This is a genomic window from Pseudoxanthomonas sp. GW2, from assembly GCF_000283075.1.
Classification (GTDB): domain Bacteria; phylum Pseudomonadota; class Gammaproteobacteria; order Xanthomonadales; family Xanthomonadaceae; genus Pseudoxanthomonas.
Genome location: NZ_ALIP01000020.1, coordinates 1 through 20,016, shown reverse-complemented (window position 1 = coordinate 20,016; position 20,016 = coordinate 1). Strand labels below are relative to the sequence as shown.

The window sequence follows — 20,016 nt, the reverse complement described above, 5'->3', positions numbered from 1 at the left end:
GATGCGGCGGCCGCCGTGATGGCCCCGCCAATCGCCCGAGGGCGTCCTGCATGCCTCCACGCCTCGCTGACATGCCGTCCACGGCCCGCTGCCCACACTCGCGTCCACCGCCGTGCGCATGCGCCTTCCGGAGCATCGATGAACGCCGCGAGCCTCTCCAATGCCGTGGGCATCCCCCGCCGGCGATCCGCCGCGTGCAGGACGGATTGACCATGGACGCCCTGCTGCTTTCGCGCATCCAGTTCGCGTTCGTCATCTCCTTCCACGTGCTGTTCCCGGCCTTCACCATCGGCCTGGCGTGGTGGCTTTCCTTCGTGGAGTGGCGCTGGCTGCGTACCCACGATGCGGCCTGGCGGCGGATCTACTTCTTCTGGATGCGGATCTTCGCCATCTCCTTCGGCATGGGCGTGGTCAGCGGCATCGTCATGACCTTCCAGTTCGGCGCCAACTGGCCGGAGCTGAGCCGGGTCGGCGGCGGCATCCTGGGCCCGCTGCTGAGCTACGAGGTGATGACCGCCTTCTTCCTGGAGGCCAGCTTCCTGGGCGTGATGCTGTTCGGCTGGGGGCGGGTGTCGGAGAAGCTGCACTTCCTGGCCACCTGCATGGTCGCGGTGGGCACGCTGTTCTCGGCGTTCTGGATCCTCAGCGCCAACAGCTGGATGCATACGCCGGCCGGTTACGCGCTGGCCGGTGGCATCGTCGAGCCGGCGGACTGGCTGGCGATCATCTTCAATCCCTCCTTCCCCTATCGCCTGGTGCACATGACGCTGGCGGCGTTCATCACCAGCTGCTTCGTGATCGGCGGCGTGTCGGCCTGGCTCCTGCGCCGCGGCATCCAGGCCGACGAGGCGCGGCGCATGCTGCACGCGGCGGTGGCCTTCGCCGCGATCACCGTGCCGCTGCAGATCCTGGCCGGCGACATGCACGGCCTCAACACCCTGGAGCACCAGCCGATCAAGGTCGCGGCGATGGAGGGCCACTGGCATCCGGCCGAACCCGGCGCCGGGGTACCGCTGACCGTGTTCGCCGTGCCCGACCAGGAGGCGGAGACCAACCGCCACGCCATCGCCATCCCACGCCTGGGCAGCCTGATCCTGACCCATGAATGGGACGGCGACATCCCGCCGCTGACCTCGGTGCCGCCGGAGGAGCGGCCGCCGGTGGCGCCGGTGTTCTATGCCTTCCGGATCATGGTCGGCATCGGCGTACTGATGCTGCTGCTGGCCTGGGCCTCGGCCTTCGCCTGGTGGCGCGGCACGCTGCTGCGCAGCCGGCTGCTGCTGGGCGCCTGGAACCTGATGCTGCCGGCGGGCTTCATCGCCCTGGTCGCCGGCTGGTTCGTCACCGAGATCGGGCGCCAGCCCTGGGTGGTACACGGGCTGATGCGCACCGCCGATGCGGTGGGCGAGCAGAGCGCCGGCATGGTCCTGGCTTCGCTTGCCACCTACGTCGTCGGCTATGCCTTCGTGTTCGGCTTCGGGGTCTGGTACCTCGCCCGGCTGGTGCGCCGCGGCCCGGTGCCCGACCGCGACGGCCCGGACCTGGAAGGCGGCGAGCGCACCCCGGCACGGCCGATCTCCGCGGCCGGCATGCCCGGAGAAGACCAATGAGCATGGAGCAATGGCTGCCGGTCGCCTGGTTCGTGGTGATCTGCTTCGGGATCCTGATGTACGTGGTGCTGGACGGCTTCGTCCTGGGCCTGGGCATCCTCGCCCCGTTCGCGCGCAATCCGCAGGAACTGGACCTGATGATGAACACCGCCGCGCCCATCTGGGACGGCAACGAGACCTGGCTGGTGCTGGGCGGCGTCGGCCTGCTCGCGGCGTTCCCGGCGGTGTACGCGCTGGTGCTGTCCTCGCTGTACCTGCCGGTGCTGGTGATGGTGATGGCGCTGGTGTTCCGCGGCGTGGCCTTCGAGTTCCGCTTCAAGGCGCGGCGCTCGCGCTGGGTCTGGGGCGGTGCGTTCTTCGCCGGATCGCTGCTGGCGGCGGTGGCGCAGGGCGTGATCCTCGGCGCCATCGTCCAGGGCCTGGCGGTGGAGGACGGTCGCTACGTGGGCGGCGCGTTCGGCTGGTTCAGTCCCTTCACCATGCTCACCGGGCTGGCGCTGGCCGCCGGCTATGCACTGCTGGGCGGCAGCTGGCTGATCCTCAAGACCGAAGGCCCGGTGCGCACCCTGGCCTGTGGGCTGACCCGGATGCTGGCCGGCGTGGTGATCGCCGCGCTGGGCCTGGTCAGCACCTGGCTGCCCTTCCTCAGCTCGCGGGTGATGGCGCGCTGGTTCGAGAGCGGCAACTTCTGGTGGCTGTCGCCGGTGCCGCTGTGCGCCCTGGTCGTGTCGGTGCTGCTGTGGCGCACGACCGGACGCGGCGGCCCCGATTCGCGGCCGTTCCTGCTGTCGCTGCTGCTGTTCGCGCTGGCCTTCGTCGGCCTGGTGCTGGGCATGTGGCCGTACCTCGTTCCGCCGACCTACTCCCTGTGGCAGGCGGCCGCGCCGCCCTCGTCGCAGGTCTTCGCCCTGGTCGGGCTGGTCGTGTTGCTGCCGCTGGTGCTGGGCTACACCGCCTGGTCCTACCGCGTGTTCCGCGGCAAGGTCGGCGCCGACGCCGGATACCACTGACGCATCACGCCGCGACAACGGCGGGCGCGCACGGCCTTTACCGGCCTGCACACACACTGGCGGTTCCCCCCGACCACGGAGCACCGCCATGGCCCTGCCCGATTACCCGAAGCCGCCGTTCAAGCGCCAGCAGCAGTCCTTCCCCGGCAAGACCTCGCGCATGGAGCCGCGCCCGGACCATGGCGAGGACAGCTACGTCGGCAGCGGCCAGCTGGAAGGCAAGCGCGCCCTGGTCACCGGCGGCGACAGCGGCATCGGCGCCGCGGTGGCGATCGCCTACGCGCGCGAGGGCGCGGACGTGGCCATCGCCTTCCTCCCCGGCGAGCGCGACGATGCGCAGCACGTGCAGGAGCAGATCGTGGCCGCGGGCCGCCGCGCCCTGCTGGTGGAATGCGACATCAGCGACGCGCACCAGGCGGCCGACCTCATCGAACGGGTCCGCAAGGAATTCGGCGGCCTGGACGTACTGGTCAACAACGCCGCCTACCAGCGCTACTTCGAGAGCTTCGACGAGATCACCCTGGACGAGTGGCGCCGCACCTTCGAAACCAACGTGCACGCGGTGTTCAACCTGGTGCGGCTGAGCCTGCCGATGCTGGAGGGCGGCGGCTGCGTGATCAACACCGCCTCGGTCAACTCGAAGAAGCCCAAGCCCAACATCCTGCCCTACGCCGCCACCAAGGGCGCGGTGGCCAACCTCACCGTCGGCCTGGCCGGCCTGCTGGCCGACCGCGGCGTGCGCGTGAATGCGGTGCTGCCTGGCCCGATCTGGACGCCTTTCATCCCCGCCGGCATGTCGGAGGAGGAGGTCGAGACCTTCGGTGACCAGACGCCGTTCGGGCGGCCGGGGCAGCCGGCGGAACTGGCCTCGGCCTACGTGATGCTGGCCAGCGACAAGGCCAGCTACACCTCCGGCGCGTTGCTGACCATCTCCGGCGGCGCGGTGGTGGTGTAGGCGCCCCAGGCCCCCCGCAGCGCGGCAGGCTGCGGGGCGCGGGCGGAAGGTGGTGGTGCGTGCAGCGCGCCGCCGCTGCCGCGGAACAGGCGCGGCCCGTGGCGCGAACTGCGCTGGCACGGTGGCATGCGTTCCGGCGCGAGCCCTTCCAGCGCGCGCCAGCCGACCACCGCCCAGTGGCCTCCGCCGGCCGGCAGTTCCGGTGACCACCAGCAGCGGCCATCGAAGGTGCCGGCAAACCAGCGGGCGTAACCGTCCTCGCCGCGTGCGCGGATCGCCAGCGGCGCGCGCAGCGGCGGGACCACGTCCACGCTGCGGCAGCAAGGGCAGTCGCCGCCGGCGGACGCGGCGAGGCCGGGCGGCATTTGCGCGCTCATGCCGCGCCCCCGTGGATGCGGCCGCCATGGCCGGGGTGGTCCAGGGTACCGCGCGGATCGCGCGGCGGCGCGTCCAGCTGCTGGCGGTCGGCCTGGCGCGCGGCCATGCGGTCGGCCAGCGCCGGTGCCAGGCGGCTGGCCAGCGAGTTGAACTTCGACATCGCGCCGACCTGGGTCGCGCGGCCGCCATGGCTGGCCGTGTGCAGGATGGCCGCGGCCACCCGCGACGGATCGATCAGCGGCGTCGGCAGCTTGGGCTCGCGGTCCATGTAGTTGCGCGCGTGCTGGGGGAACGGGGTATCGGTGGCGGTCGGCTGCACCAGCACGATCGAGACCGGGCTGTCGCCCACGTGCTCCTCCTCCACCCGCAGCGCATCGGTAAAGCCCTTCACCGCGTGCTTGGACGCCGAATACATGCCCTGCAGCGCCACCACCGCGTCCGACACCTCGCTGCCCAGGTTCACCAGCACGCCGCCGCTGGCGCGCAGGAACGGCAGCGCGGCCAGCGAGCCGTTGACCACGCCCCAGAAGTTCACGTCGAACAGGCGGCGGCTGTCGGCCTCGCCGACTTCCTCCAGCCGCCCGTAGATCGAGACCCCGGCATTGTTCACCCAGGTGTCGATGCCGCCGAAGCGCTGGTGCGCCAGCCGCGCCACCGCGTCCACGTCCGCGCGCCTGGACACGTCGCACTGCGCCGCCAGCGCCTGGCCGCCGGCGGCGACGATGGTGGCGACGGCCTCCTCCAGCACGTCCAGGCTGCGCGCCGCCAGGACCACGCGCGCGCCCTGTTCGGCCGCCGCCAGGGCGGTGCAAAGGCCGATGCCGCTGGAGGCACCGGTGACGACGATGACCTGCTGGTCCAGTGGCTTGTGCTGGGCCATGGGAGACTCCCGGTAACGGCGGGGCGGCCATTGGGCCCTGCGCGCCGGCCAGCCGGCGTGAAGCGGGGGCGCCGGAGCGTGCAGACCTTGCACGGCTGCGGTTCAGCCGAATGGCACCCGCCGCGCCACCATCATGTAGAAGATCGCCAGGAACGAGACCAGCGCCGGGAAACCGAGCGCGGTCCAGGCGCCAAGCACGCGGGCGTACTGCAGCGGCAGCTCGCGCCCCTGCGCGGCGGCGGCCACGGCGATGTCGCGCAGGCGCATCTGCAGCCACACCACCGGCAGCCAGCAGGCCGCGGCAACCACGTACAGCACGATCGACCAGTACAGCCACGGCGTGGACAGCGGGATGTGCAGTCCGCGGGCCAGGTACAGCCCGGTGAGCGGCTGCACCACGATGGTGGTGGCGGTGAACAGCCAGTCGGCCACCACCACCAGCCGCGCCACCGGCGCGATCACCGCCGGATCGCGGGTGCGGCTGATGAACAGCAGGTAGAACGCCGTGCCCACGCCCGTGCCGAACAGGAACGTGGAGGAGAGCACGTGCAGGTACTTAACGGTCACCAGGTCCATGCGCTCGGTCCAGCAGGATCAGGGCCAGGATCGCGCCGGCGATCGGGACGTTCTTCAGCAGCGGGCCGAACGGATGCAGCCAGAACTCCGGCAACCACAGGCTGATCAGCACGGTGTATCCGGCCATCAGCGCCAGCTGGGCGTAGTACACCGGACGCCGCCGCGGCAGCAGGAGCATGGCGATGCCCAGCAGCGCGTCGAGCAGCGCACCGCTCCACAGGGCCGCTTCGGCCACCCCGCCGTGCAGCCCGACCCGCGCCAGCAGCGCGTGGCTGGCCTCGCGCGGGTAGCCCCATAGCGAGACCCAGGCCGTGCCCAGCCACATCGCCGCCAGCGACACGCGCAGGGCAAGCACGGCGCGGCGGAGGCGCAGGCCGGCGCGCAGGCGCGCGGCCTCCGGGGCGGCGATGAAGACCGACGGATCGCGCGGCGGGCGGCCCAGCACGGCGGTGATGCCGTCCGGGTCGCCGGTATTGCCGGCTTCCAGCATGCGCAGCGCATCGGCCCCGACCAGGCCGCCACTCAGGCGCGCAGCCAGCGGCAGCAGCGGCCGCAGCGGCGCCATCGGCAGGCTTGCCACCCGGGGCGCGCGGCCCAGTGCCGCGCCCAGCTCGCGCAGGTAGTCGCGCAGCGGCAGCGGACGCGGGCCGACCGCCTCCAGCGTATCCGGCGGCTCCGCGCAGGTCGCCAGCCGCGCCAGCGCCTCGGCCAGGTCGTCCAGGTGCAGCGGCTGCACCGGCTGGCGTCCGCCGCCCGGCAGCAGCAGCAGCGGCCAGGTCGCCAGCCCCAGGAAGAAGCGGCTGCTGGCGCCCTGCGGCGAGAACACCAGAGAGGGACGCACGATCACCACCGGCGCCGGCAGCTGCCGCAACAGGACCTCGGCGCGCCCCTTGGAGTCGAAGTACGCGGTGCTGCCGCCCAGCTCCGCGCCCAGCGCGGACACATGCAGCAGCCGCCCGATCCCGGCCTGGACCGCGGCGCCGAACAGCGCGGCCACCGCCTTCACGTGCACCGCATCGAAGCTCTGCTGTGCTTGCGCCTGGAAGATGCCCACCGCGTTGACCAGTACGTCGTGGCCGCGCAGGCGCCGCACCAGTTCCCCTTGCGGCGGCAATGCATTGAAGTCCAGCGCCAGGTCCACCCCCTGCCCGCGTCCCGCGAGGACCACCTCATGACCCGCCTGCCGCAACCTGCGCGCGACCGCGCCGCCGATCATCCCGCGCCCCCCGGCCACCACGATCCGCAGGCGCCTGGATGGCGTGCCGTCCTGCTGCGTGCGCTCGGGTCCGGGGCGGTGGCGAGCATCATCTCCACCCTGGTGGTCTCCGCCCGCAGCCGGTGGCGCAGCGGATCGGTGCCCGCCGGCACCAATGCCGCCAGCCAGTGGGTCTGGGACTGGCCGGCCCGGCATGCCAGCGGCTGGTCGGCGCGGCATACCCTGCTCGGCTACGCCATCCACCATGCCAGCTCGCTGCTGTGGGCCGGCGGCTACGAGGCCTGGGGCCACAGGCGTCCGGCCGATCCGCCGTTGCTGCGCGCCGCCGGGATCGCCGCCCTCGCCTACGTGGTCGACTACCACGTGGTGCCGCGGCGGCTCAGCCCGGGCTTCGAGAACCGCATCGGCGCGTCCGGCGTGGCGGCCGCGTACGCGGGCTTCGCCCTGGGCCTGGCGCTGTGCGACCTGGTGAAAGCGCGCCGGCACGGCTCAGCCCCCGCGCACGCGCAGCGCCGCGCGGAACTCGTGCAGCCACGGCAGCACGCACAGCGCCAGCGGCGGCAACAGCAGCGCCAGCCATAGCGGCGCCGGCGCCGGCTCGGGGCGCAAGGCCCAGCCCGCGGCGCGGTCCGCGCCGCCCTGCACCAGCACGATCGCGCCCAGGGCGATCCACGGCGCCATGTCCAGCACGCTGTGCAGGTGCTGCTCCAATGGTGTGATCGTGCGCCGGCCGAACGCGGTCCGCGTGTCCACGTAACCGGCCACCGCATGCGCCACCACCAGGGCGGCAAGCACGGCGAGCAGGCCCGGGCCGGGCGCGAACGCGAGCCAGGCCAGCACGCCACCACCCAGCAGGCCCAGCTGCAGCGCATGCATGGACGACTCGCGCAGGCCGGAGGTGTGCGGCAGGTCGGTGCGGCGATGCTGGGCGAAGTCGAGGAAGCCGGCGGCCAGCCAGGCCAGGTATCCGGCATAGGCCCAGCCGCCGGCGGACATCAGTCCTCGTCCTCCAGTGCGTACGGTGCCAGCGGCGCGTTGGCCGGACCGTTGAGCACCACGCCGGTGCGCGCCTCGAAGCGCGAACCGTGGCAGGGGCAGTCCCAGGACTTCTCCTCGCCGCTCCAGCGCACCACGCAGCCCATGTGCGTGCAGCGCGCGCTGTACGCATGCACCGAACCATCGCCGGCGCGGTACACCGCCACCCGGTGCAGGCCGCGGCGCAGCACCGCGCCGGTGCCGGGGGCGATGTCGGCCACCTCCGCCACCTGCGCGGGCCGCACCCAGTCGCGGTACTGCAGCACGGCGTTGGCGTTCTCGCGCAGCCATTCGCCGCCGGCGCGCAGCGGCTGGCGGCCGGGCTCGTAGAGTTCGCGCCAGGGATTGTCGCGGCCCTGCACCAGGTCGGCGACCAGCAGCCCGCCCAGGGTGCCATGCGTCATGCCGTTGCCCGAATCGCCGGTGATCAGCCACACGTTGTCGTGGTGCGGGTCGGCGCCGATGAAGGCCAGGCCGTCGGCCGGCTCCAGCACCTGGCCGGACCAGGCGGCATGGAAGGATTCAACCTGCGGGAAGCGCTCGCGGGTCCATTCCTGCAATCGCGCATAGGCCTGCGGATCGTCGTCCTGGCCGGTCTTGTGGTCCTCGCCGCCGACCAGCAGCTCCATCCATTCCGGATCGGCGGTCTCGCGCAGGCGCACGTAGTGGTAGGGATCGGCATCGTCCCAGATGAGCGCGTCGGGCACCGTGCCGGCGGGCACGCGCCCGGCGACCACGTAGGTGCGGTACGGCGCCTGCTTGGGGAAGGTGGCGGTGGTGCCGTGGAACGGCACGTTGGCGGCGACCACCACGGCGCGTGCGCGCAGCACGCTGTCGTCGTCCAGGTGCAGCACCGGCTCGTCGCCGCCGGCCACGCGCTGCACGTGCGCGCGCAGGAAGCGGCCGCCGGCATCGCGTACCTCGCGCGCCAGGGCCAGCAGGTAGCCGCCGGCGTCGATCCGCGCCTGGCCGGCGAAACGGATCGCCGGGCCGAACCGCGCCGGAAGTTCCTCGCCCGCCTCGCACCAGCGCACCTCCAGCCCGGACTCGCGCGCGGCCTGCATCTCCCGGCGCAGGCCCTCCGGCTCGCCCGTGTGCGAATACAGGTAGCCGGGCACGCGGTGGAAGCCGCAGTCGGGCGCACCGTTGGCCAGGTCCTCGATCCAGTCGATCGCCGCCGCGTGGCTGGCCGCGGCCAGGCGCGCGCCGTCCTTGCCGTGGTGGCGCTGCAGCAGGGTGAAGCGGTCGTCCAGCGCGGAGGCCAGGTGCGCGGTGGTGCGCAGGGTCTCGCCCGCGCCCACGCCTCCGCGGTCGACCACCAGCACCTGCCTGCCCTCGCGCAGCAGGCAGGCGGCGGTGGTCAACCCTGCGATGCCGGCGCCCACCACCACCACGTCCTGCACGGCGTCCGCTGCCTGCGCCTCGAACCAGGCGGCGGTGGCGTCGCCGATGGGCGCCCAGACCGGGATGGTGCGTGCGGTGGACATGCGGGGCTCCTGTGCGGCGGGGGCCTCCGCACCATCCGGCAGCCGGCGTGAACCCGCCGTCGTGCGCCGTCGGCGGGCAACCGGCCCCTCACTCCACGGGGCGGCCGCGTTCCTCGCCGCGGCGGGCCAGGTAGTTGTAGATCGTGCGCACGCTGATCCCCAGCGCGCGGGCGGCGGCGGCCTTGTCGTTGCCGTAATGGGCCAGGGTTGCGTCCACCGCGCGACGTTCCAGGTCGGCCAGGCTGGTGCCGACGCTGAAGCCGATGCGCGCGCCCTCGCCGTCCGCGGGCGCCGGCACGCTGCCCTGCGGCTCCACGTGCAACAGCGGCGAGCGCTGCAGCAGGTAGGCCGCATGCACGGCGGCGCGCAGTTCGCGCACGTTGCCGGGCCAGGCATGCCGCAGCAGGGCATGGTCGGCACCGGGGGCCAGGCGCTTGTCCTGGCCATGGCCCTCGTTGAGCCGCTGGATGAACAGGTCCGCGAGCACGACCACGTCCTGGCCACGCTCGCGCAGCGGCGGCACCCGCAGCGACAGCGCGCCGATGGCGTGGTACAGGTCCGCGCGCAGCAGGCCCTCGGCCACGCTGCGCGCGGGGTCGCCGGCGACGCAGAACAGCAGGCGCGGGGCCGGGGCATCGACGGTGGCCGCCTGGCGTCCCTCGACCACCGCAAGCAGGCGTGCCTGCACATGCGGCGGCAGGCGCTCGGCGGCGTTTACCAGCAAGCTGCCACCGGCGGCGCGTGCGAACGCGCAGGCATGGGAGTCGGTGTCCGTTTCACCAAACAGCGCCGCCTCCATGCGCGCGGCGGGCAAGGCACCGCAGTCCACCGCCACGAAGGCGCCTTCGCGGCCGCTGGCTGCATGGATGGCACGGGCCACGGCCGCACGCCCGCTGCCCGGCTCGCCGCACAGCAACAGCGGCGCGTCGCCTGCCGCAACGCGCAGCACCAGGTCCGCAAGCCGGCGCATGGCGGGCGAGCCGCCGGCCAGCTCGATGGCGTCGGCAGCCCCGCCCAGGCCCGGCCAGCTGCGCCGCGCGATGCGGCGCAGGACCGCCTGCAGCTGTTCCGGGCGGAATGGTTTGACCAGGTACTCCACCACCGGCGAGGCAATCGCGCGCACCGCGGTGTCGACGCTGGGACGGCCGGTCGCGACCACGATCTGGCCATGGCGCGCCAGGTCCAGGCCATCGAGCAGGTCCATGCCGTTGCCATCCGGCAGGGTCAGGTCCAGCAGGATCAGGTCGGTGGCGTGGTCGCGCACGAAGGCACGTGCTTCGGCCAGGGTGCCGGCCAGCTGCACGCCGCAGCCTTCGTCGGCCGCCAGCCTGCCCGCGGCGCGCGCGAAGCCGGCGTCGTCGTCGACGATCAGGACGGTGGGGGTCATGTGCGGCCTCGGGGGAATGAGTGCAGCGCCGACCCCGCCCGGTTAAGCGGGGGTAGGCGCGATCGCACGGCGACGTCAAAGCGTGACGCGTGCAACCCGCCTGCCTGCCCCGCCGGGCGTGCGCCGGGCGGGGGGCGGGGCCGTCACTCGGTCGGCTGGGTGGGAGGCGGCGGATTGGTCGCCGGGTCGGTCGCCGGATCGGTGGTCGTCGGCACGCAGTTGGGATCGTTCTCCGCGCACGGCGTCGCCGGCGCATTGGGATCGGCGGGCGGCGGCATCGACGGATCGGTCATGGTCGGATCCGGCGTGGTGGTGTCGGCCGGGACGGTGGTGTCGGCGGGCGCCACCGTACCGGTGCTGGCCGGATCCACGGCGGGTTGTTCCTCGCGGCGGTCGCAGGCCGCACAGGCCAGGACCAGTACAGCGCAAAGCAGGGGGATTCGCATGGCAGTCCTCCACGGATGCCGCACGTGCGGCCAGTGCATGAAACCCCGCCCGGGCTTTGGCCGGTGTGAACGCGCCCGCCGCGGTCCTGCAGCGCGTTTAACACAAACCTGCATCCGCTTTACGTGCCATGCACGGCGCGGGTCCGACAGTGCGCGTCCCGGCACCCATGCCACATCGCGTCCCGACCATCCCCCGACCCCATCCGCCCGCGCGCAGCAGCGCGCTCGACCCGGCGCGGCTGCGCCGCCATCTTCCGGAACTGCTACAGCAGTTCGTTCCCGACCCTTCGCCGCAACCGGCGCGTCCCGGTGCCGGCATGCCCGCGCCGGCGCGGCCGCCGGAGCGCCGCCGATGAACCGCGACCAGGACCAGCCGCCGCCGTCGCGGGAACCGGCCCGGCGCGGCGAACAGACCGGCAAGCACGACAGCCGCGACCGCAACGATCCGGAGGTGCAACCGGGCGCGCGCAAGGGTCGCGGGGAGCCGCCGCACGTGAACCCGGAGCCGCCGCGTGGACGTGGCCAAGGATAGGCGGCGCAGGACCCCCGCCCTGCTGCTGGTGGACATGATCAACCTGTTCGACTTCCCGGACGGGGCAGCCATGGCCACCGCCGCACGCCGCATCACCCCGGCGCTGGTGCGCCTGCGCGCGCGCTTCGACCGCGCCGGCGCGCCGGTGATCCACGTCAACGACAACTTCGCGCAGTGGCGTGGCGAGTTCCGCGACCTGGTCGCGTCCTGCGTGGAAGCCGGCGGCATCCCCGCGGAGATCGCCACCCGCCTGGCGCCGCAACCGCAGCACTACCACGTGCTCAAGCCCAAGCATTCGGCCTTCGCCAGCAGCGCGCTGCCGGTGCTGCTGGCCAAGCTGGGCGTGCGGCGCCTGGTGATCACCGGCATCGCCGCAGATTCCTGCGTGCTGGCCACCGCGCAGGACGCGAACATGGCCGAATACGGGACCTGGGTGCCCAGCGACTGCGTGGCCTCGCGCCAGCCGCAGCGCAAGCGCGAGGCGCTGTCGCTGCTTTCGCGTTCGCTCAACGCGCGCACCGTGGCCAGCAACCGCGTGCACGGGCTGTTCCCGCAATAGCACCCACCCGCTAAGGGAACGGCCGCGCGCGCGGCCGTTTCCCGTTCCCGGTTACTTCTCCACCGGCGTGGTGGTGCCTGCGCCCGGGCCTGCACCGAGGTCGGCGCCGGTGACCGGATCCACGTCCGGCCGCGACGCGGTGCGCTCCACCAGCGCCTTCATCGCGGCCTTCTGGCTGGCCGACAGCTTGACCGTGGCCTCGCCGTCGCCGCCGTCGACCGCGGCCTGCTGCCCGCGGTCGGAAACCACCTCCCACTGCGGACCGCTGTTCCACGGGCCCTGGGCATCGCCAGGCCCCTGCGACATGTCGAAGTAGGTGTCGGTGAAGCGCGGATCGCCGGGCAGCTTGCCGGCCGGGAAGTTGTCCTGGATCGCGTACAGCGCCTTCTCGAACGACTTCTGGTGGGCGATCTCGCGGGTCATCAGGAAAGTCAGCGCGTCCTTGATCCCGGGGTCGTCGGTGACGTTGATCAGCCGCTCGTACACGATCTTCGCGCGCGCCTCGGCGGCGATGTTCGAGCGCAGGTCGGCCATCGGCTCGCCGATCGTGTCCACGTACGCCGCCGTCCACGGCACGCCGCTGGAGTTCACCAGCGCCGGCCCGCCGCCGTACAGGATCTGCTGGGTATGGCTGGTGCTGTTCTGGGGGAGGGTGCGCATCTCCATCGCCTCCTCCATGCCCTCGGAGAGCACGGCCTTGGGACCGCTGTTGAGCATGGCGACGATCGAGCCGATGATCTCCAGGTGGCTCAGCTCCTCGGTGGCGATGTCGTAGAGCATGTCCTTGCGCCCGGGGTCGTTGTCGCCCAGGGCCTGGGTGAAGTAGCGCATGGCCGCGGCCAGCTCGCCCTGCGGGCCGCCGAACTGCTCGAGCATCAGCGTGGCCAGGTCCGGGTCGGGACGGGCGACGCGTACGGTGTACATCAGGCGCTTGTTGTGGATGAACATGGGGGAAACTCTCCGTGGGACCTGGCGGGGGGGCTGGGTGGCGGCGTCAGCGCTTGGCGGTGACGCCTTCGGTGGTCTCGCGCGCGAGGAAGGCGAGGATCACCGACTCCTGGTGCTGCAGCAGCCAGTCGGCCATCGCTTCCTCTTCCTGCAGGATCTGCGCGCACACGGCGGCCACGTCCTCGCGGCCGGCCTCGCGCGCGGCGATCACCAGCGCGCGGTAGGACGCAATCTCCATGTGCTCGAACGCGTAGCTGATGCCCAGGCCCTTGGCGACCTCGTCGCTCATCATCGAGTTGCCCGCCGCGTGCATCGCCGCCATGGCGTCGGCGAGCATGCCGCGCGCCACCGGGATGCTGCCGTCCAGGCCACGGATGCAGGTCTCCAGGCGCTCGGACTGCTGCCGGGTCTCGGCGACGTGCGCCTCGATGCGGCCGCGCAGCTCGGGGTAGTGCTCCAGGCGGCCGGCCATGGCCTTGAGCATGGTCTCGGCTTCCTGTTCCATCGTGTAGGCATCCTGCAGCCACTTCAGCAGCCGCTCGGTGGTCGAACGCGTCATGTGTCTTTTCCCGTGATCGTGGCGGCAGGCGTGCCGCGGACGTCCGACCCTGCGCCCGTGCCGGTGCACGCCCCGTGTTACGTCCGTGCAGGGTTTGCACCGCCGGACGCCGGTACCGGCTCGGCGCAGCCTTCACATTCATGACCGCCGGGCCCGTTATCTTGGGCGCGGGACTTCACGCATCGATCACACCGGGGGCCCGCGCACGATGCCGACGGAAAGTTCGATCATGGACACCACGCCCGCGCCGGCCGCCGGATGCGGGCCGGCCGAGGCCCTGCTGGAGTCCACTCCCGACCTGGCCTGCCTGTTCGACCGCCAGCACCGCTGCATCTACGCCAACCGCGCGCTGCTGGAGGCGCTGGGGCGCCCGCGCGCCGAAGTGATCGGCCGCTCGCTGCTGGAACTGGGCTACGCGCCCAGGGATGCGGCCATGCACGGTTCGGAGATCGACCAGGTGTTCGCCACCGCGCGCCGCCTGCGCGGCGATGCCCGCTTCCACGGCCCGCGCGGCGAACGCATCCACGACTACATCCTGGCGCCGGTGCTGGCCGCCGACGGCAGCGTCCAGGCAGTGGCGGCCACCATCCGCGACGTCACCGAGCGCACCGCGCACGAAGACGTGGCCCGCCGCAACGAACGGCGCCTGCGCGCGATCGCCAGTGCCAGTTCCAGCGTCATCTACCGCCTGGACCCGGACTGGTCGCGGGTGCAGGTGCTGGTCGGGCCCGGGGTCGAGAACCCGCCGCCGCTGTCGCGGCTGGAACTGCAGGCGGAGCACCTGCATCCGGACGACCACGCCCGGGTGGCGCATGCGGTGGCGCGCGCGCGCGAGGAAACCAAGGTATTCGAGGCCGAGTACCGCTGGCTGCGGGGCGACGGCCGTTACCACTGGCTGGCCTCGCGCGTGGTGCCGGTGCGCGGCGACGACGGCAGGGTGCACGAATGGGTGGGTGCGACCACCGACGTGGAGGACCGCCGCCGGCAGGAGACGCACCAGCGCCTGCTGCTGGACGAACTCAACCACCGGGTCAAGAACACCCTGGCGGTGGTGCAGTCGATCGCGGTGCAGACCTTCGCCCGCACCGGCGCCGACCGCCAGGCGGTGGAACGCTTCCACGCCCGCCTGCTGGCGCTGGCCAAGGGCCACGAGCTGCTGACCGCCTCGCGCTGGAACGGCACCTGGCTGCGCGACGTGGTCGAGACCGCGATCGGCCCCGGCATGGGCCACGGCCTGGAGCGCTTCCTGATCGACGGCCCGCGGGTGTGGCTGGCGCCGCGGCCCTCGCTGGCGCTGTCGATGGCGCTGCACGAGCTGTGCACCAACGCGGTCAAGTACGGCGCGCTGTCGGCGCCCGGCGGCACGGTGGCGATCCGCTGGGAGGTGCACGAGGAGGGCGGCCACCCACGCCGGCTGCGGCTGGAGTGGCGCGAGAGCGGCGGCCCGGCGGTCGTCGAGCCGCAGCGGCGCGGCTTCGGCACGCGCCTGGTGGAACAGGGCCTGCGCCACGACCTCGACGGCGAGGTCGTGCTCGCGTTCGAAGCATCTGGCGTAAGCTGCCACATCGACGTGCCGCTGGTGGAGGCAAGCACAGCATGAGCGGGAACCCGCAACCGGTACGCGCGCTGGTGGTCGAGGACGAGTTCCTGTTGCTGGCGCTGCTGGAGGAACTGCTGCCCGACCTCGGCGTGGAGGTAACCGCGCGCGCACGCTCGGCCGAGGGCGCGGTGGCCGCGGCACGCACGCCCGAGCATTTCGACATCGCGCTGGTGGACGTGAACCTCGCCGGCGAGCAGTCCTACGACGCGGTGGACGCCCTGCTGGAGGCGCGCGTGCCGACGCTGTTCATCACCGGCTACGGCAGCGGCAGCCTGCCGCCGCGCTTTGCCACGCTGCCGGTGCTCAGCAAGCCGTTCGGGCGCGACGACCTGGCGCGGGCGCTGGCCGCGCTGTGCGGCGGGAGCCACGGCGCCGCCTGAGGCGCGGGTTCACGCCCCGCGAAGGCGCCGCGGCCGACCATGGCCGTTCCGCCGTACACGGCATGCACATCCGCCGAGGCGTATCCATGGCAGACGAACCCAGCAGCGGCGTCGCCGAGCTGAAGGCCGTGGTCCTGGACCTGCTGCACCCGGGAGCACGTCCGCCCCGCGACGCGCACGCCGCGCCCGAACAAGGACCCAGCCCCATGGCCGAGCACGCCAAGCACGACAGGCCGCAGCCTGCCGACACCGCCGATACCGCCACTTCCGGCAAGCCGGCCGCCTCCGGCAAGTCCTCCGGCCTGCCCGCGGCCTCCGACCGTGGCCGCCGGGATGCGGACGCGCCGGCCCGGCGCGAGGGCGGCAACCCCGGCCAGGTCGCCGGCCGTGCCGGTGGCCGCGATGACGCCTCGCTCAACGCCAGCGACGACCGTCCGGAGGAATACGGTACCGGCGCGGATTCCCGCCGTACCGGTCCGGACCCCGACCGCGGCGACTGGCCTCCGCGGGACTGGGACGGGACGGGCGACGGCGGACGCCAGCGCACGGCCGGCAAGGAGCAAGGCCCCGGCGGCTACGAGGACCGCTCGCAGGAACTGCACGACTACGGCCCCGGTCCCAAGGGCTCGACCGGCGAAGCCTGGCGTACCTACGAACCCCACCGCGACGGCAACCCCGGCGCGGACGACCAGGGCGCTCCACGCAAGGACAAGCCGCAGGGCAGCGGCGGGAAGAAGTAGGGAAGGTTGCCGGCAGGCGGTGCTGGCGGGAATAAAGCCGGGTCACGACGAGCCTTCCGGGCGTCCATGCCGTCATCGGTGCGCTTGGCACCCGGGTGGCGGCATCCGGCGTGCGCGGCTGGGGAGGCCGCGCGGATCTCCATCCTCGGTCCTTCATGGACCGAGACCAGCTGGCCGCCGAAAGGGGATTTGGGCGGTGTGCAGGGGATTGGCGCCCGGGGGGAATGTCCAGGGCGCCTGCACGCTGGCGCCGGGAATTATGTGAAAGAACGCCGGCGGGCGCTGTCAGGAAACTCCTGAAAATGTCAGGAAAAACCCGACACGCGCCGCGGGATCCAGTGTTCCATGCGGCGTTACGCGGCTCCGGTGGCACGCAGGCGCGCGCAGGGCGTCGTCGGTCCGATGATGCCAGCGGCGTGGCATTGCGCAATGCGCCAAACCGCGACCGCGGTGGCGAATTGTGGCTGCCGCCCGCCGTCGGCGGCGGGTGTGGGCCCAACAGGATTCGAACCAGGGAACAAGGGATTATGAGTCCGTCGCCACCACCTCATATCCAGGAAAATTAATCACTTACAAGCGCATGCGAGCCAACAAAAGCACGCTACGTCAGTAACTTGGCGCTGCAGAGAGGAGCGAGGGCTGGACCGCTTGCGCACCTCATCCCTACCCCTGTCGGCCGTTCAGGCTGTTGCCCCGTGACGCGACAATGACCAGGTCGACGACAATGCCTCGGCCTGCCGCAACACCGTCTGCACGGCAGCATCCTGGAGGTCGGGCGGATAGCCGTACTTGCGCAGGATGCGCTTGACCAGCACCCGCACGCGGGCGCGGGCCGATTCCCGGTGCGCCCAGTCCACCGTCACGTTCTCGCGCAGGCTCACCAGCAGCTCGTGGGCGATCACCATGAGCTGATCATTTCCCATTACTTCAACCGCACTGTTGTTCTCGGCCAACGCCATGTAGAAGGCGTATTCCTCGTCCGACAGGCCGGACTCCTCGCCGCGCTGGTGGGCCGCGCGGATGTCCTTGGCCAGCGCGATGAGTTCCTGCAGTACCTCGGCCGTGTTGATGGCGTTGGCGTGGTAGCGGGCCACCGCATCCTCCAGTCGCTCCGAAAACGCCTTCGTCTGCACCACGTTGGCCTTGCTGCGCGAGCGGATGCCGTCGTTGATGAGCTTGCGCAGGGCCTCCAGCGCCAGGTTCTTCTTCTCCATCTGCTGCACCTCGGCCAGGAACTCGTCCGAGAGGATGGAGATGTCCGGGCTCCTGAGCCCGGCGGCCTTCAGGATGTCCACGATCTCGGTGGACACCACCGCGCGGCTGACGATCTGCTGGATGGCCAGCTCGCGCTCCTGCCGGGTCGGGCCCGGTCCGGTGCCGCTCTTGACCAGCGCTGCACGGATGGCCTGGAAGAAACCAACCTCCTCGCGGATCGCGCGTGCCTCGTCCGAGGCGGCGGCCAGGGCATAGGCCCTGGACAGGGCCAGCACGGCGTCCTGGTAGCGGCGATGAGCTTTTTTCTTGCCCTCGTCCGTAGTCTCCTGCGCCGCCAGCCGCTGCTGCATGTCCAGCACCCATTCGATGGCCCCCGCCATCACTGCCAGCCGCTCCTGCGGCGTTCCACTCAACGCCGTGGCGTAGTCGAAGCCGTGGAACATGCCGCGCACGACCTCGTACTTCTCCAGCATCACCGCAATGGCCTCGGCCTCGTCGATGCCGGTGTTCTCGCGGTCCTTGGGCGAGTACTGCGCCAGCGCCGACTTCAGGTTCTGCGCGATGCCGATGTAGTCCACCACCAGGCCGGCGGGCTTGTCGCGGAACACGCGGTTGACGCGCGCGATGGCCTGCATCAGGCCATGCCCGCGCATCGGCTTGTCCACGTACATGGTGTGCATGCAGGGCGCGTCGAAGCCGGTCAGCCACATGTCGCGCACGATCACCAGCTTCAGGGGATCGTCCGGATCGCGGGCACGCCTGGCCAGCAGGTCGCGCCGGGCCTTGTTGCCGATGTGCGGCTGCCACTCGGGCGGGTCGCTGGCCGCCCCCGTCATCACGATCTTGACCACCCCGGCGCTGTCGTCCGGACTGTGCCAGTCCGGGCGCAGTTTGACGATCTCGTCGTAGAGGGCCACGCAGATGCGGCGGCTCATGCACACCACCATGGCCTTGCCGTCCAGCGCGGCCACGCGGCTTTCGAAGTGCTGCACGATGTCGGCGGCCACCTGCCGCAGGCGCTTTTCCGCGCCCACCAGCGCCTCGATGGTGGCCCACTTCTGCTTGGCGCGTTCGCGGGCGGTCTCTTCCTCGCCCTCCAGGATCTCCTCCACCTCGGCGTCGATCCTGGGCTTCTCGTCCTCGTCCAGCTCGATGCGCGCCAGGCGGGACTCGTAGTAGATCGGCACCGTGGCGCCGTCTTCCACCGCCCGGCTGATGTCGTAGATGTCGATGTAGTGGCCGAACACCGCCGGGGTGTTGACGTCATCGGCCTCGATGGGCGTGCCGGTGAAGCCGATGAAGGAGGCGTTCGGCAGGGCGTCGCGCATGTACTTGGCGAAGCCGTAGGAGACTTCGCCGGTCTTCACGTCCACCCTGGCCCTGAAGCCGTACTGGCTGCGGTGCGCTTCGTCGGCGATGACCACCACATTGCGGCGTGTGGTCAGCGGTTCCGCGACTTCGCCGAACTTCTGCAGGGTGGTGAAGATCACGCCGCCCGATGCGCGGTTCAGCAGCGCCTGCAGGTGCTCGCGGCTCTCGGCCTGCACCGGCGTCTGCCGGATCAGGTCACGGCACATGGAGAAGGTGGCGAAGAGCTGGTCGTCCAGGTCGTTGCGGTCGGTCAGCACCACCAGGGTCGGGTTCTCCATCGCCGGGTGCCTGACCAGCTGCCCCGCGTAGAAGGCCATCAGCAGGCTCTTGCCGGAGCCCTGCGTGTGCCAGATGACCCCCGCGCGCCGGTCGCCCGGGCGCTGGGACTTCACGCTGGGCAGACCGTACTCCGCGGGATCTTCGTCCACTTCCTGGACCTGCATGGCCGCGCGCACCGTGGACTCCACGGCCTTCTTCACCGCGTGGAACTGGTGGTAGCCGGCGATGATCTTCACCAGCCCGGAACCCGTCTCGCCAAAGACCGTGAAATCCCGCAACAGATCGAGCAGGCGGCGGTGCTCGAACACGCCTTCGACCAGGACCGGCAGTTCCGGGGCCCCCTTGGGCGCGACCTCCCGACCGTCCGTGGTGCGCCACGGCATGAACCGCTCCAGGTCGGCCGACAGCGACCCCACCCGGGCGGAGATGCCATCGGACGTGACCAGCAGCGCGTTGGTGTGGAACAGCTGGGGGATCTGCTGCTTGTAGGTCTGCAGCTGGTTGAAGGCACCGGCCAGCGTGGCGTTCCCGCTGCCCGGCGCCTTGAGCTCGATCACTGCCAGCGGCAGGCCGTTGACGAACACCACCACGTCGGGCCGGCGGGTGTTCCGGCCGTTGATCACCGTGAACTGGCGCACCGCCAGCCAGTCGTTGTTCTCCGGGTGTTCGAAGTCGACCAGCACCACCTTGCCGGCGGCCAGCGTGCCGTCGTCGGCGTAATACTCGACGTCCACGCCCTCCGACAGCAGCCTGTGGAGACGGCGGTTCTCTTCGAGCAGGGCGGGCAGTTCGGACTGCGTGACCCTGCCGATCGCGTCCTGCCGCGCCTCCGGCGGCACCCCGGGGTTCAGGC

20 protein-coding genes are annotated in these 20,016 nt (G+C 71.7%); 9 read left to right on the top strand and 11 right to left on the bottom strand.

Annotation, left to right across the window (positions count from 1 at the left end; translation table 11 throughout):
* Positions 1-212 precede the first annotated feature (212 nt).
* The 3 genes from B351_RS0101700 to B351_RS0101690 all read left to right on the top strand — a co-directional run bounded on the left by B351_RS0101700 (position 213) and on the right by B351_RS0101690 (position 3,575).
* A complete protein-coding gene (locus B351_RS0101700; protein WP_019397329.1) occupies positions 213-1,610 on the top strand; it encodes a cytochrome ubiquinol oxidase subunit I in 1,398 nt (465 codons plus the stop codon).
* Complete coding sequence (gene cydB / locus B351_RS0101695) at positions 1,607-2,620, top strand: cytochrome d ubiquinol oxidase subunit II (protein WP_019397328.1); 1,014 nt, start codon at positions 1,607-1,609, stop codon at positions 2,618-2,620. Before B351_RS0101700 ends, cydB begins: the two co-directional genes overlap by 4 nt.
* An 88-nt stretch (positions 2,621-2,708) precedes the next feature.
* A complete protein-coding gene (locus B351_RS0101690; RefSeq protein WP_019397327.1) occupies positions 2,709-3,575 on the top strand; it encodes a glucose 1-dehydrogenase in 867 nt (288 codons plus the stop codon).
* Here B351_RS0101690 and B351_RS0101685 read toward each other — a convergent pair.
* The 4 genes from B351_RS0101685 to B351_RS0101670 form a co-directional block, all read right to left on the bottom strand.
* Positions 3,524-3,952, bottom strand: coding sequence for a hypothetical protein (locus B351_RS0101685; protein WP_125108947.1), 429 nt, complete (start codon positions 3,950-3,952; stop codon positions 3,524-3,526). The genes B351_RS0101690 and B351_RS0101685 overlap by 52 nt on opposite strands.
* The gene (locus tag B351_RS0101680; protein ID WP_019397325.1) at positions 3,949-4,833 is read right to left on the bottom strand and encodes an SDR family oxidoreductase; all 885 of its coding nucleotides are present in this window, start codon (positions 4,831-4,833) and stop codon (positions 3,949-3,951) included. The genes B351_RS0101685 and B351_RS0101680 overlap by 4 nt, the downstream gene beginning before the upstream one ends.
* Before the next feature lie 102 nt (positions 4,834-4,935).
* A complete protein-coding gene (locus B351_RS0101675) occupies positions 4,936-5,409 on the bottom strand; it encodes a DUF2269 domain-containing protein (RefSeq protein ID WP_026010230.1) in 474 nt (157 codons plus the stop codon).
* Complete coding sequence (locus B351_RS0101670) at positions 5,390-6,625, bottom strand: SDR family oxidoreductase (protein ID WP_039730754.1); 1,236 nt, start codon at positions 6,623-6,625, stop codon at positions 5,390-5,392. The genes B351_RS0101675 and B351_RS0101670 overlap by 20 nt, the downstream gene beginning before the upstream one ends.
* Between B351_RS0101670 and B351_RS16030 the strand changes: the two genes are divergently transcribed.
* Positions 6,581-7,207, top strand: a complete 627-nt coding sequence (locus tag B351_RS16030; RefSeq protein WP_019397322.1) for a hypothetical protein — start codon at positions 6,581-6,583, stop codon at positions 7,205-7,207. The two genes, B351_RS0101670 and B351_RS16030, sit on opposite strands and share 45 nt — an antisense overlap.
* Here B351_RS16030 and B351_RS0101660 read toward each other — a convergent pair.
* The 4 genes from B351_RS0101660 to B351_RS0101645 form a co-directional block, all read right to left on the bottom strand.
* Positions 7,115-7,621, bottom strand: coding sequence for a hypothetical protein (locus tag B351_RS0101660; RefSeq protein WP_019397321.1), 507 nt, complete (start codon positions 7,619-7,621; stop codon positions 7,115-7,117). The two genes, B351_RS16030 and B351_RS0101660, sit on opposite strands and share 93 nt — an antisense overlap.
* Positions 7,621-9,147: an FAD-dependent oxidoreductase gene (locus B351_RS0101655; RefSeq protein WP_019397320.1), complete on the bottom strand. Its 1,527-nt coding sequence runs from the start codon at positions 9,145-9,147 to the stop codon at positions 7,621-7,623. Before B351_RS0101655 ends, B351_RS0101660 begins: the two co-directional genes overlap by 1 nt.
* An 88-nt stretch (positions 9,148-9,235) precedes the next feature.
* The gene (locus tag B351_RS0101650; protein ID WP_019397319.1) at positions 9,236-10,534 is read right to left on the bottom strand and encodes a sigma-54 dependent transcriptional regulator; all 1,299 of its coding nucleotides are present in this window, start codon (positions 10,532-10,534) and stop codon (positions 9,236-9,238) included.
* A gap of 143 nt (positions 10,535-10,677) precedes the next feature.
* Positions 10,678-10,980: a hypothetical protein gene (locus tag B351_RS0101645; protein ID WP_019397318.1), complete on the bottom strand. Its 303-nt coding sequence runs from the start codon at positions 10,978-10,980 to the stop codon at positions 10,678-10,680.
* Between the two features lie 352 nt (positions 10,981-11,332).
* Between B351_RS0101645 and B351_RS0101640 the strand changes: the two genes are divergently transcribed.
* Both B351_RS0101640 and B351_RS0101635 read left to right on the top strand, forming a co-directional pair.
* On the top strand, positions 11,333-11,512 hold the full coding sequence (locus tag B351_RS0101640) for a hypothetical protein (RefSeq protein ID WP_019397317.1): 180 nt from the start codon (positions 11,333-11,335) through the stop codon (positions 11,510-11,512).
* Entirely contained in the window at positions 11,493-12,071 is a 579-nt protein-coding gene (locus tag B351_RS0101635; protein WP_019397316.1) for an isochorismatase family cysteine hydrolase, read from the top strand. Before B351_RS0101640 ends, B351_RS0101635 begins: the two co-directional genes overlap by 20 nt.
* A 51-nt stretch (positions 12,072-12,122) precedes the next feature.
* On the opposite strand, the gene B351_RS0101630 is transcribed toward B351_RS0101635, so the two are convergent.
* Together B351_RS0101630 and B351_RS0101625 are read right to left on the bottom strand one after the other, a co-directional pair.
* Entirely contained in the window at positions 12,123-13,019 is an 897-nt protein-coding gene (locus tag B351_RS0101630; RefSeq protein ID WP_019397315.1) for a manganese catalase family protein, read from the bottom strand.
* A 46-nt stretch (positions 13,020-13,065) separates the two neighbouring features.
* On the bottom strand, positions 13,066-13,578 hold the full coding sequence (locus B351_RS0101625) for a ferritin-like domain-containing protein (RefSeq protein ID WP_019397314.1): 513 nt from the start codon (positions 13,576-13,578) through the stop codon (positions 13,066-13,068).
* 229 nt (positions 13,579-13,807) lie between these two features.
* Here B351_RS0101625 and B351_RS0101620 point away from each other — a divergent pair, with 229 nt between their 5' ends.
* From B351_RS0101620 to B351_RS0101610, 3 genes are all read left to right on the top strand, one after another.
* On the top strand, positions 13,808-15,178 hold the full coding sequence (locus tag B351_RS0101620) for a sensor histidine kinase (RefSeq protein WP_019397313.1): 1,371 nt from the start codon (positions 13,808-13,810) through the stop codon (positions 15,176-15,178).
* Positions 15,175-15,558 carry a response regulator gene (locus tag B351_RS0101615; protein ID WP_019397312.1) on the top strand — a complete coding sequence of 128 codons (384 nt, stop codon included), beginning with the start codon at positions 15,175-15,177 and terminating at the stop codon, positions 15,556-15,558. The genes B351_RS0101620 and B351_RS0101615 overlap by 4 nt, the downstream gene beginning before the upstream one ends.
* 86 nt (positions 15,559-15,644) lie before the next feature.
* Positions 15,645-16,298 (top strand): hypothetical protein, encoded by a 654-nt coding sequence (locus tag B351_RS0101610; RefSeq protein WP_026010228.1) that lies wholly within the window; start codon positions 15,645-15,647, stop codon positions 16,296-16,298.
* A 680-nt stretch (positions 16,299-16,978) separates the two neighbouring features.
* Here B351_RS0101610 and B351_RS0101605 read toward each other — a convergent pair.
* Positions 16,979-20,016: type I restriction endonuclease subunit R (locus B351_RS0101605; RefSeq protein ID WP_019397311.1), on the bottom strand; the 3,038-nt coding region annotated here is incomplete at its 5' end.

Excerpts from the sequence above, each read along its gene's own strand:
- B351_RS0101700 (WP_019397329.1), top strand. The coding sequence starts at position 213 with ATGGACGCCCTGCTGCTTTCGCGCATCCAGTTCGCGTTCGTCATCTCC.
- cydB (WP_019397328.1), top strand. The coding sequence starts at position 1,607 with ATGAGCATGGAGCAATGGCTGCCGGTCGCCTGGTTCGTGGTGATCTGC.
- B351_RS0101690 (WP_019397327.1), top strand. The coding sequence starts at position 2,709 with ATGGCCCTGCCCGATTACCCGAAGCCGCCGTTCAAGCGCCAGCAGCAG.
- B351_RS0101685 (WP_125108947.1), bottom strand. The coding sequence starts at position 3,952 with ATGAGCGCGCAAATGCCGCCCGGCCTCGCCGCGTCCGCCGGCGGCGAC.
- B351_RS0101680 (WP_019397325.1), bottom strand. The coding sequence starts at position 4,833 with ATGGCCCAGCACAAGCCACTGGACCAGCAGGTCATCGTCGTCACCGGT.
- B351_RS0101675 (WP_026010230.1), bottom strand. The coding sequence starts at position 5,409 with ATGGACCTGGTGACCGTTAAGTACCTGCACGTGCTCTCCTCCACGTTC.
- B351_RS16030 (WP_019397322.1), top strand. The coding sequence starts at position 6,581 with ATGACCCGCCTGCCGCAACCTGCGCGCGACCGCGCCGCCGATCATCCC.
- B351_RS0101670 (WP_039730754.1), bottom strand. The coding sequence starts at position 6,625 with ATGATCGGCGGCGCGGTCGCGCGCAGGTTGCGGCAGGCGGGTCATGAG.
- B351_RS0101660 (WP_019397321.1), bottom strand. The coding sequence starts at position 7,621 with ATGTCCGCCGGCGGCTGGGCCTATGCCGGATACCTGGCCTGGCTGGCC.
- B351_RS0101655 (WP_019397320.1), bottom strand. The coding sequence starts at position 9,147 with ATGTCCACCGCACGCACCATCCCGGTCTGGGCGCCCATCGGCGACGCC.
- B351_RS0101650 (WP_019397319.1), bottom strand. The coding sequence starts at position 10,534 with ATGACCCCCACCGTCCTGATCGTCGACGACGACGCCGGCTTCGCGCGC.
- B351_RS0101645 (WP_019397318.1), bottom strand. The coding sequence starts at position 10,980 with ATGCGAATCCCCCTGCTTTGCGCTGTACTGGTCCTGGCCTGTGCGGCC.
- B351_RS0101640 (WP_019397317.1), top strand. The coding sequence starts at position 11,333 with ATGAACCGCGACCAGGACCAGCCGCCGCCGTCGCGGGAACCGGCCCGG.
- B351_RS0101630 (WP_019397315.1), bottom strand. The coding sequence starts at position 13,019 with ATGTTCATCCACAACAAGCGCCTGATGTACACCGTACGCGTCGCCCGT.
- B351_RS0101625 (WP_019397314.1), bottom strand. The coding sequence starts at position 13,578 with ATGACGCGTTCGACCACCGAGCGGCTGCTGAAGTGGCTGCAGGATGCC.
- B351_RS0101620 (WP_019397313.1), top strand. The coding sequence starts at position 13,808 with ATGGACACCACGCCCGCGCCGGCCGCCGGATGCGGGCCGGCCGAGGCC.
- B351_RS0101615 (WP_019397312.1), top strand. The coding sequence starts at position 15,175 with ATGAGCGGGAACCCGCAACCGGTACGCGCGCTGGTGGTCGAGGACGAG.
- B351_RS0101610 (WP_026010228.1), top strand. The coding sequence starts at position 15,645 with ATGGCAGACGAACCCAGCAGCGGCGTCGCCGAGCTGAAGGCCGTGGTC.